The organism is Collinsella sp. SGI.180, assembly GCF_050313455.1.
GTDB lineage: Bacteria > Actinomycetota > Coriobacteriia > Coriobacteriales > Coriobacteriaceae > Collinsella.
The window spans coordinates 1-483 of the sequence record NZ_JBNPLL010000055.1 but is presented as its reverse complement, the minus strand read 5'-3'; the positions used below and the strand labels follow the sequence as shown (position 1 = coordinate 483).

Below are 483 nucleotides of genomic sequence, written 5' to 3'. Positions count from 1 at the left end.
TATAGGACAAAATGTGTGTCCCGATAGAACATCCGTTTCCATCCATTAATCCAGCCAGAACGGGTACGGGTCCCTGTGGTGGAGGTCCTCCCACACGGCCCTGTCGCCCCATTCCGGCCCTCCGTCCTCGCGCGACGGCGAGGCGGAGTAGACGCTGAACAGGAAGTCGATGTCCGCGTCGGTCGGCATCGTGGCGAGCTTCTCGCGCGCCGTCCTCGCGTCCCCCGAGTGCGCGTGGCACCACCAGAACACCGCCTTCACGCGCTTGACCGACGTCAGCCCCCGGTGGTTGCGCAGGACGGCCCTCAGCTGCGAGTTCACCCCTCCCTCGATCATGTTGTTGGTCGACGGCAGCGGGCCGGCCTTGGCCAGGGCGGGGTCGAGGTAGGTGAACAGCGTCCCCGCCGACACCAGCGACGACAGCGACGAGCGCGCCCGCCTCAGCCTCTCGTGGGTGTAGACCCTCCTGCCGTCCACCACGGT

General features: G+C 66.9%; 1 pseudogene. It reads right to left on the bottom strand.

Annotated elements, in window-relative coordinates:
• Window positions 1-45 precede the first annotated feature (45 nt).
• A pseudogene (locus tag ACQRAP_RS08705) lies at window positions 46-483 on the bottom strand (IS256-like element ISSlgl1 family transposase); the annotation flags it as partial.